Origin of the sequence: Hathewaya proteolytica DSM 3090 (assembly GCF_900142225.1) — a bacterium.
GTDB lineage: Bacteria > Bacillota > Clostridia > Clostridiales > Clostridiaceae > Hathewaya > Hathewaya proteolytica.
Map to the genome: position 1 here is coordinate 81,695 of NZ_FRAD01000007.1, position 9,912 is coordinate 91,606.

Genomic DNA, 9,912 nt, shown 5'->3' on the forward strand with positions numbered 1-9,912 from the left:
GGGTGTGCAAGATTTTTAATTTTGCACACCCTATTTATTTTACGCAAAAAGCATTCTATCACTGACTCCCTCTCCGGAGCTATTTTTCTCAAAATACTGAAGAACCTTGTCTACGGTTAAATTTTTCTTTTCTTCCCCTGCTACATCTACAACAATTTCCCCTCTATGCATCATAATCAGTCTATTGCCTATATCAATGGCCTGTCTTAGATTATGAGTCACCATAAGAGTTGTTATATTCTTTTCTTGAACGACTTTATTAGATATTTCAATGATTTTCTCCGAAGTCTTTGGATCTAGTGCTGCAGTGTGCTCATCTAAAAGCAATAGTTTTGGTGCATTCATCACTGCCATGATAAGAGCTAATGCCTGTCTTTGTCCTCCAGAAAGCAATCCCACTTTATTGTGAATTTTATCTTCCAAGCCTAGATTCAATGGTTCAAGTAAGGTTTTAAAATAATCTGTATTGCTTTTATTTATAGCAGAACTTAATCCAAATCCCTTACCCTTATTATATGCCATAGACATGTTCTCAAGAATAGTCATGGAAGGGGCTGTGCCCTTTGTGGGATCCTGATATACTCTAGCTATTTCCTGATTGATTTTATATTCCTTTAGCTTGCTTATATCCTTTCCATCAAGAGTTATCTTTCCATAATCAAGAGGAATGGCTCCTGCTATAACATTGAGAAGTGTAGATTTTCCCGCGCCATTACTTCCTATCAAAGTAATAAAATCTCCTTTTTCCACATGCAAATTAACACCTGAAAAAAGTTTATTTTCATTAACTGTACCTTTATTAAAGGTTTTGTGTAAGTTATCTACTCGAAGCAATCATCTCACCCTGCTTTCCATCTAACTGACCTTCTGCAGCCTTAAAAGGTTGTTTTTTCTTAAATAAAGTAAAGTTGGTATTATTTATACCCAATACTACTATTACAATAATCGCTGTTATAAGCTTAAAATCCGATGCCTCCAAAACCTTTATTCTAAGGGCAGCAACTTCTACTATCTTATATACAACAGCGCCAGTTATGGCAATGGTTGTCCCCTTTGCCCTTTTAAACAATTTGCACATTACCTCACCAATAATCACCGCAGCCAACGCTGTAACCACAACACCTGTACCCATAGTTACATCGGCAAAACCACCGTATTGTGACTGCAATGCACCTCCCAAAGCTACTATACCATTTGAAAGCATAAGGCCCATAGTTTTTATTGTATCCTTATTTACACCAAGAGTAGTAACCAGTGTTTCATTATCCCCCACAAACTTAAGCAAAAATCCTAACTTTGTCTTCAAAAATAAATCCATTAATACCTTTACTATTAAAACAAAGATAAAAACTATGACTAGTTTATTTATTATAGCCCCTGAAACCCCATTTAAAAATGTTCCGTGGTCAAAAACCTTATCAAAAGCAAAAAACTGTATATTGGACTTTCCCATAATCCTAAGATTTATGGAGTACAATGCTATCATTACAAGAATCCCCGACAATAGACTGCTGATTTTCAATTTTACATGGAGGAAAGCTGTCATTCCACCGCCAACACAACCTGCAAGAAATGCCATAAGCAATGCTAAAAATGGATTCATGCCTCTGTTAAGGCATATAGCCCCAACAGCAGCTCCTAATGGAAAAGTTCCATCAACAGATAAATCCGGAAAGTCTAGAATCCTATATGTTATATACACACCTATGACCACTAATGCAAAAATTAAACCTTGCTCTAAAGTGCCAATTATCATTACTTAACACCTCCCGTAATTTTCACTGCTTCTTTAATAACATCTTCTGGTATTGTAAGATTCAATTTCTTTACTGCATCTTCATTTATAGCTATTTCAAATTTTTCCTGACATGTTACAGCTATTTCAGATGGTTTTTTACCCTTTAATATCTCTACAGCCTTAGCAGCTGCTTCCTTTCCTAACTGCTTATAGTTTACACCCTTAGTCATAAATGCTCCACCCTTTACGTGGGCAGCTTCTGCTCCAAAAACTCCAATATTCTTTTCGAAACATTTCTCAGTAATAAGTGGCATTGATGAAGCTACCATGTTATCCGTAGGAGTGTAAAGTACATCTATTTTATCAAGTATGGAAGATAAAGATTGAGCTGCCTCATTAACTGAAGTAATTCCTGTTTCAATAACTTCTATGCCATTTTTTGAACATATTGCTTTTAAATCTTTTAATTGAACTAGAGAATTGGCCTCTCCTGTGTTGTATATAAATCCTACTTTTTTTACATTTGGCATAACCTTTTTCAACAACTCTATTTGCTCTTCTACTGGCGCCCTATCCGATGTTCCAGTTACATTAGTTTCTGGTTTTTCAAAGGACTTTGTTATACCTGCATCTACAGGATCCGTCACTGCCGTAAAGACAATAGGAATGTCCTTAGTTGCATTGTATGCTGCCTGAGCTACTGGCGTTGCCACAGCAAATATAAGATCCTTTTTATCAGATGCGAAATTCTGTGCAATGGTGTTAGCTGTCATCGCATTGCCTTGAGCATTCTGAAAATCTATTGTTATATTCTTTCCGTTTTCATAACCTGCTTCCTTTAATCCTTCAATAAATCCCTCTCTAGCTTCATCTAAAGCAGCGTGTTCAATTATTTGTGTTATTCCGATTTTCTTTGCATCCTTGCTTGTAGCTTTACCCTCTACAGTAGTTCCATTTTCACTGGAATTACATGCTGTAAAACACAGAGTAGACATAACCATTAATCCTGCCACCAATTTTGATATTTTCTTACTTACCATGCTACCATCCTCCAATTCTATTTATGAGTACCATATTGAAAAGGCAATAAAAAAATCTCCTTCGTGAGGAGATATAAATTCACATTTTAAACATATTGTCCACAAGAAAGACAGCATGTACCCCTATTGGCACATTGCTTCCCTTATCTTTTACGACAATAAATTTAAATTATCTCCTACATTTCTACTATGCTACGATTTTACTTTACTTTTTTAATACCCTACAATTTAATACCCATTCTACAATTCTACATAATTAATATACTTTAATTCTATTGAAAAAAGACTGAAAAGTCAATACATAATTGTATTATAAATCTGGAATAGATCTATGCCCAATTCCTATAACTACTTCGTTTAGATGTAAAAGTCCTATGCTCATAAAAACGCACACACTTAAATGCTCTTTATACCTTGCAATGCCAATTTTTCCACCTACACTGAGCCCATTAGCCTTTTCCATTACATAAAATAAAGCCTCCCTAGTAGCACCTGCCACAGCACCATCGTGCACATGGTAATCCTTTATAACTCCGCTTCTTTTTGCTGCCACCAATGCTCTTTCTATTACCTTGGGAATTGAACTGTTTATATTGCCACCCACATCCACAGCAGCAGTTAAAACATTATCTCTTTTATAGTTCTCCGTAAGAATCTTCTCATCTTCTCTTGTGGATATGGCCATTTTTATAGACACCTTGGCAACGTCTACGCTAGTATACTCCATACTCTACCTCTTTTCTTCATTCTTAGTTTTATTATATACGAAAGAAAAGATATTATCTACTAAAATTGTACTCTATGTGTATTCTCACTTTTCCCCCTAGGGCAGCTATTACATTTTTAGTCTGAGTTTTATTATCTTTAATTGAAATAGATTTTTATTTATCTATTTCAATTCTTTTAAGTCCTTATTCCCCCCTACCCCCCTTTACAATTTCATAGTCCCGAGTTCCAAGTTTCTAGTTATTCTACTCAGCTATCTTATTATTATGTTCTATTCTATCAATTCTTTTTATTTTTTAGTGCTTTTCTACTACATATATTATGTTCGCAATTCCATTAACTTTTAAGTGGAATTATTGAGCCTAGGATTTCTTAGCTTATCAACCTACATATACCCTCTATCCTCATTTTACTGGCATCTAAAGCCACTAGACTTAATTAGCTAGGAAGTCCTTTATCAGATGCTTATACTTGAGATATTGCTAAAAAGATTTTAATCACATATCAATTTCTATTAAATCAGTTGTTTTAGCCTTTATTCAACACTTTTAAAATTTAATGCCACTCTTGTTCACAGTCTTTTAAATCTCTGTTTTCTGAAGTGTTATTGTTGCTTTTTAATGTAGTTCTCTTGAATGATGTACTTATGTTAACTGCTAAAAAAAATAATGAACCAGCTTACTTAAATTCAGCTGGTTCATTTCATCTTTTCAATGCATTATTACAATTATGCAGTTATTAATATCTTTATATTGCTTATCATTAATACAACTTTGCTTAAAATTCTTTTTTGTAGTCAATTAGCATTAGATTTTGCAGTTACCCTATATTTATTATTGTTAGCTTAATTTTTTTATAATACTCCATCCTTCTGCTTTCTTACTTACCACTTCTCTAAACATATACATCGGTATATCAATACCTTTCTCATCTAATTTATTAGCAATAAACTCTTCAATTTCATCATCTTCTTCACTAAAATAACTTTTAGCTACTTTTCCTTCAATAAATTCAGCAAATCCCCATGCTCCTGTTACATCTGAAAACATTAAAGCTAATACCTCTGTATTTAAATCTTTTGAAAGTTGAAGTAACATATTATAGTCATTTACTTCTTTTGATTCTAAAATCGAAATCCATCCATTACTAGAATTAGATATTGCTATTTTTCTTTTTAAATCTTTTGCAATAATTGCATCATATGAACTTGGTAAACCTACATCTATTTGTACTCCAACCTCTTCTAGTTTATTATTTAATCTTAATTCTAATATTCTTATGACATCTTCCTTTGATGTACTTTTTACATATGCTTGTTCTATATTCATATTATTTCCTCCATGGACCTGGACCAAAAATATAATCAATTGAGTATCCAGGAAAATCTGATTTAAAGTTATTACTTTGTTTTTTTCTTATTGCTTTTGGTGTCAATTTAAAATCTAAAATGTCTTTAGTAGGTTCATATACAACATCTGGAATAGAATGTTCTCCTCTAACCTGAAATCTAAGTCCCTCTTCACTTAAATCTATTCCATTTCTTTCTGCCCATTTACGTGTCCATCTTGTTGCCTGTACTTCAGCATCTTTACCTAATTGCATTCTATTTAATCCTTGCTTTCTCGGATTTTCTACAGCGTAGTCAAAACTTTTTTGAGCGGCATTTTTTATCCTCTGTGCTGTAGAATTAGCTTCTGCCGCCCCCTTGGGGCTTAAACTATATATATCAATATTTTAGTGATAACTAGCCTTTTACCACCAGTTACCACTATTTTATCATGCTACTTCTTTTATTTCTACACTAGGCATGACATATTCAGTCTTATTCTTCATCATCCCATATATGATGTTGTTAAGCCTTCTCATTACACACACTAATGCTTGTATCTTAGTTTTACCTTCTGAAACTTTTCTCTTGTAGTACTCTAGGAAAACTGGATTTCTAGGAGTTCCTTTCTTAGAGACTTGAATCTGTTGCACTGCTAGGAGGTAAAACACTCCGTAAAGTTCTCTATTACCTTGTTTACTCTTTTTATCTTTTCCTTTACCTGCTGAACTGAAATTTACTGGTGCTATTCCAGAAAACTTAGCTAGCTTATCAGCATTACGGAATCTTTTAATATCTCCTATATGAGCAACTAGTGCTATTGCAGTTACTGTATCTACTCCTGGAATTGTTTCTAGCTTTAGGTCTAGTAGTTTTAGTAGCTTTTTCATTTCTACCTCAACTTTTTTGATTTCCTCACTCTTGAAGGCAATGTCTCTTACAATGCTCTGAATGATGAAATCTCTAGACTCTTGGTATTCTCTTGTTGTATCTCCATCACTTTCTACAATGTGTAAAATTTCTTTAGCCTTTCTTATAGAACAACTATTATGACTAGGTTTTCTTAAAAACTCTGCTAGTTCTTCATCGGTTACACCTTTTAGGTGTTTCGGTGATGGGTATTTCTCATAGAATGCTAATGCAGTTTTACTATTTACATCAGAAAAAAATTTCTTGTAGCTTGGGTAATTATAGTTTAAGTTCTCATGAAGTTGATTGGTTAAATTAGTTATTGATTTTACAATTGAATTTCTTCTATTAACCATCATCTTTATAGTCCAGTATAAATCTTGTGGATTAGCATCTGGTAGTGTATCTAACTTTCTTAAAAGTACTGATGCAATGCACCTAGCATCCCAATCATCACTCTTTTGAGTAGTAGGGTAACTCATTCTTTCCATGTATGAAAGTGCTGAATTAACTTCCTTTACTATCATTCCTCTTTCTATTAGAAATACTGCTAGACTTCTACCGTAACCATGAACATCTTCAAGTCCATATACTGGTATTAAATCACCTGCAATCTTATTTACTTTATTCATTAGTCTTGTGAAATCAGAAGGCTTATTCTCAATGGTTATTGAGCCTAATTTCTCCTCCCAACAGTCTATTATAACAGCGGTATGGGTATCCTTGTGTAAGTCTAATCCAACATATATATGATTTTGCTTCTTATGCATATCTACTCACTCCTATTCATTATTCATGCAGGAACGCAGGCAACCTCAGTTTAAAGCATTCAATCAACTTACTAGCAATGTTACTAGAAAATTATCGTGCATGGGGGCGAAAGCCAATCCGTTCTTGTTCTGCTAGAGGTAATCCGATAGCTAGCATATGTAAGGCTCAATTCTTCGCCAACATCTGCACGCTCCTGGGTAAGTTCTTCTAAACCTTTAGCAATTATAGTTATATCTATTACAATTCTATCTATATGCTAAAGCTAAGAATCACTTATGACCTTGTAGCTTTCAATGAAATCACTATTGAATGTCTTACTTGGGTTACCCACTCCCGCATTAGTTACTATTTCTTTTAGGTTTAGTATATCTGCTATTGAAAAATATTTCTCATACTTAAACCTTGATTTTACCTATGTTTATAATGTCACTAGACTTCCTTAGCTTGTCCTTGTTCTACAATTTCCAGTTAAGGACTTCCTAGGGTAAAAATCTTCAATTTTACTACTTTATAATGATTTTATTTTTGATATCTTTTATTTTTTCTTTATTCCTCTTTAATGCTCCTTTCTACACTTTATTTTTCTTTATAGTCTCTTTTTTTAATTTCCAGTTACCATGTTACAACTGAAAATATCGTCACTATTGACATGACGACATTATGGTTATGACGATATTTACATTTTATAGTTGGGTGCTTTCAGGACGCTCATGGGACGTAGTTTATTTTCTGAAACTATTGATTTTACTGACTTAGGGCGTATGGGAGTATTACTTAATAAATTTTCTTTTATTATTTAGTATTTATTCAATTAATTTTAACTGAATTTTTATTAGTTTAATGTGCCCATCCAACCAACCCATTGATTTATCTAGGTTTTATCTTCCCACAATCCGTCCAACATCTGCCCTATTACGCCCTACTTGAACCTACTAGGTAGCTTACTCCACAAGGTTGCTGATGCTACACCACTAGCTTTCGCTACTTCCTCAACTGCTCCAACTGATGACATTCCACTTAATATTAGTAGTATTATTCTTGCAATTAGCATGACTATTTCCACTTTTTCTCTACCTCCTATATTTTATATTGCTTTAGAAAATCTTCGTTTTCTGTGCCTAGTTTACCGATTTTATGGTATAGAGTTATTCCGAAGGAATCTCCTAGAATAAATGTTGTTTTCATTATCTCAACATCACCTATTACAATTATTTCTGTGAACTCTGGTATGGATGTTATTTTCTTAGATTTCTTGTCTACTAGATTGTATCTATCTAAAGCTTCTATTGAATCATCATCTTCAAGAACTACAATGTCTCCAACTTCTTTTAGGTTGTACATCTCCCAGTATTTATCTACAACACTTTGAGCTATTTCTTGAAAATGTTGTAGTATTTCTTCTTTCAACTCCTTTGGAGTTATCTCGGATTTCTCTATGTCCTCTAATGTATTTATTATTATCATTTCTTTAATCACTCCTAAAGTAGATTTACTGCTTTTAGTTTTTCTTCTCTGCTACTGTTAATGTAAAATGTTGCAGTAGTATCTACACTGCTATGACCTGCTAGTTTACTTACAGTTGAAATTGGTACTCCTCTATTTATTAACCTTGTACAGAAGGTATGTCTAAAGGTGTGAGGCTTTAATTTATTTACCATTCCTATCTCCTCAGTTAATCTTTCAAGCATTGTGTTTATAGCATCCCTTCTTAATGCTCCTCTTTGACCTATTATTAGATATTCTGAATCTTTTAGGTTGTAATCTCTATCTTTAATGTATTCCTTTATTACATCAGCTAAATCGAATTTAAGTGGTACTTCTCTAAACTTTCCTCCTTTACCGTAAATCTTTATTGAGTAATTCAAGAAATCAATGTCTTTAATCTTAATGCTACATAATTCACTTACTCTAACTCCTGTATAAAGCAGTAACATCACAACTACCTTATTTCTTTTACTTACTTTAGACTCGTTCTGAATATAGAAGAGTATTCTATCAACCTCCTTATCTGAATAGACTTCCACTTGTTTCTCTGAACCATAGGCTATCTTTACTCTGTCCTTAGAATTTTCTACAACTATTTCTTTCATCTCACCAGTTGCTACAAGGTATCTATTCAATGCATGAATGCTATTTATCTTTTTATTGATTGTTGCTACCTCATAGTTATTCTCTACTAGAAAATTCTTGTAGCTTACTACGTAGAATCGTTGTAACGTACCATTAAATTCAACTCCTTTACTTCCTAGAAACTCTTTAAATGCTTTAATGTCTCCAACATAGCTTTCTATTGTTTTAGCACTCTTACCATCTTCAATTAGGTTTATCTTGAAATCTTCAATTAATTGACACATAATCTTTACTCCCTTCAATTTCTTTAAATAGAAAAGAGTTAATGCTTCCTTGATTAGAAACATTAACCCTTTTATCACATTTATAATATATATTTATCATCTATTTTAAATTCAGTTGAATTAGCCATTATTTACAGCTTTTCAATCTGAATGCTACTGTTATTCACATTTTATAAATTCTCTGTTTTCTGATGTATTATCGTTGTTTTTTACTATAGTTCTATTGATTGATGAATTGTATTTTCAGTTATTTATTTCATTGAATAATTTTATTATTTTACTGATTGGTTATTTAATTATATTTTCTACATTGATTAGATTTTCTTTAACTGATACATTTATTACTTCTTCTTAATCAATTACATTTATTATCTTTCTTGATTAATTATCTTTTACCTATTAATTACTTAACTTTTCTTTATTCTGATTAGTTCTTATTTATCATTCCTTCAACTTCCTTTATCCTATTTATTTTTATTGAAATAGATTTTTATTTATCTATTTCAATTCTTTCAAGTCCTTATTCCCCCCTACCCCCCGTTACAATTTTCTAGTTCCGAGTTCCAAGTCTCTAGTTATTCTATTCAGCTATCCTATTTATATGTTTTATTCTATCAATTCTTTTTATTTTTTAGTGCTTTTCTACTACATATATTATGTTCACAATTCCATTAACTTTTAAGTGGAATTATTGAGCCTAGGATTTCCTGGCTTATCAACCTACACATATCTTCTATCCTCGTTTTACTGGCATCTGAAGTCACTAGACTTAATTAGCTAGGAAGTCCTTAATCAGATGTTGTTATCTGTTCAACTACTAAAGATTCTATGCTGTATATATTATTGTTCTTAATTCCATTAACTTTCAAGTGGAATTATTGAACCTAGGTTTTCCTAGCTTATCAGCTTACTTTTGTTTTTAATCCTAGTTATCTTGGCTTTTATAAATATTTCAGTAAATGAAAAAAAGACTAATGCTCCAATTACTGAAACATTAACCTTTTTAACTTCTTTCACTACATTATTAATATTATGCAGTGAACTTCT

10 protein-coding genes are annotated in these 9,912 nt (G+C 32.5%); all 10 read right to left on the bottom strand.

Annotation, left to right across the window (positions count from 1 at the left end; translation table 11 throughout):
- Positions 1–39 precede the first annotated feature (39 nt).
- The gene (locus BUA73_RS04950) at positions 40–834 is read right to left on the bottom strand and encodes an ABC transporter ATP-binding protein (protein ID WP_072903025.1); all 795 of its coding nucleotides are present in this window, start codon (positions 832–834) and stop codon (positions 40–42) included.
- Entirely contained in the window at positions 818–1,756 is a 939-nt protein-coding gene (locus BUA73_RS04955) for an ABC transporter permease (RefSeq protein WP_072903028.1), read from the bottom strand. Before BUA73_RS04955 ends, BUA73_RS04950 begins: the two co-directional genes overlap by 17 nt.
- The gene (locus BUA73_RS04960) at positions 1,756–2,778 is read right to left on the bottom strand and encodes an ABC transporter substrate-binding protein (protein ID WP_072903030.1); all 1,023 of its coding nucleotides are present in this window, start codon (positions 2,776–2,778) and stop codon (positions 1,756–1,758) included. The genes BUA73_RS04955 and BUA73_RS04960 overlap by 1 nt, the downstream gene beginning before the upstream one ends.
- A gap of 310 nt (positions 2,779–3,088) precedes the next feature.
- Positions 3,089–3,505, bottom strand: a complete 417-nt coding sequence (locus tag BUA73_RS04965) for a HutP family protein (RefSeq protein WP_072903032.1) — start codon at positions 3,503–3,505, stop codon at positions 3,089–3,091.
- Positions 3,506–4,343: 838 nt separating this feature from the next.
- The gene (locus BUA73_RS04970; protein WP_072903034.1) at positions 4,344–4,832 is read right to left on the bottom strand and encodes a hypothetical protein; all 489 of its coding nucleotides are present in this window, start codon (positions 4,830–4,832) and stop codon (positions 4,344–4,346) included.
- Between the two features lies 1 nt (position 4,833).
- On the bottom strand, positions 4,834–5,106 hold the full coding sequence (locus BUA73_RS04975) for a hypothetical protein (RefSeq protein ID WP_072903037.1): 273 nt from the start codon (positions 5,104–5,106) through the stop codon (positions 4,834–4,836).
- Positions 5,107–5,280: 174 nt separating this feature from the next.
- A complete protein-coding gene (locus BUA73_RS04980) occupies positions 5,281–6,510 on the bottom strand; it encodes an IS110 family RNA-guided transposase (RefSeq protein ID WP_072903040.1) in 1,230 nt (409 codons plus the stop codon).
- A gap of 920 nt (positions 6,511–7,430) precedes the next feature.
- Entirely contained in the window at positions 7,431–7,562 is a 132-nt protein-coding gene (locus BUA73_RS14500) for a hypothetical protein (protein ID WP_278319404.1), read from the bottom strand.
- Positions 7,563–7,588: 26 nt separating this feature from the next.
- Positions 7,589–7,975, bottom strand: coding sequence for a hypothetical protein (locus tag BUA73_RS04985; protein WP_072903042.1), 387 nt, complete (start codon positions 7,973–7,975; stop codon positions 7,589–7,591).
- A gap of 14 nt (positions 7,976–7,989) precedes the next feature.
- Complete coding sequence (locus BUA73_RS04990; RefSeq protein WP_072903044.1) at positions 7,990–8,865, bottom strand: tyrosine-type recombinase/integrase; 876 nt, start codon at positions 8,863–8,865, stop codon at positions 7,990–7,992.
- Between the last annotated feature and the right edge of the window lie 1,047 nt (positions 8,866–9,912).

What these genes read in the sequence shown, in the direction of transcription:
- BUA73_RS04970 (WP_072903034.1), bottom strand. Translation starts at nt 4,832, where the DNA reads ATGAATATAGAACAAGCATATGTAAAAAGTACATCAAAGGAAGATGTC.
- BUA73_RS04955 (WP_072903028.1), bottom strand. Translation starts at nt 1,756, where the DNA reads ATGATAATTGGCACTTTAGAGCAAGGTTTAATTTTTGCATTAGTGGTC.
- BUA73_RS04980 (WP_072903040.1), bottom strand. Translation starts at nt 6,510, where the DNA reads ATGCATAAGAAGCAAAATCATATATATGTTGGATTAGACTTACACAAG.
- BUA73_RS04965 (WP_072903032.1), bottom strand. Translation starts at nt 3,505, where the DNA reads ATGGAGTATACTAGCGTAGACGTTGCCAAGGTGTCTATAAAAATGGCC.
- BUA73_RS04975 (WP_072903037.1), bottom strand. Translation starts at nt 5,106, where the DNA reads ATGCAATTAGGTAAAGATGCTGAAGTACAGGCAACAAGATGGACACGT.
- BUA73_RS04985 (WP_072903042.1), bottom strand. Translation starts at nt 7,975, where the DNA reads ATGATAATAATAAATACATTAGAGGACATAGAGAAATCCGAGATAACT.
- BUA73_RS14500 (WP_278319404.1), bottom strand. Translation starts at nt 7,562, where the DNA reads ATGCTAATTGCAAGAATAATACTACTAATATTAAGTGGAATGTCATCA.
- BUA73_RS04990 (WP_072903044.1), bottom strand. Translation starts at nt 8,865, where the DNA reads ATGTGTCAATTAATTGAAGATTTCAAGATAAACCTAATTGAAGATGGT.
- BUA73_RS04960 (WP_072903030.1), bottom strand. Translation starts at nt 2,778, where the DNA reads ATGGTAAGTAAGAAAATATCAAAATTGGTGGCAGGATTAATGGTTATG.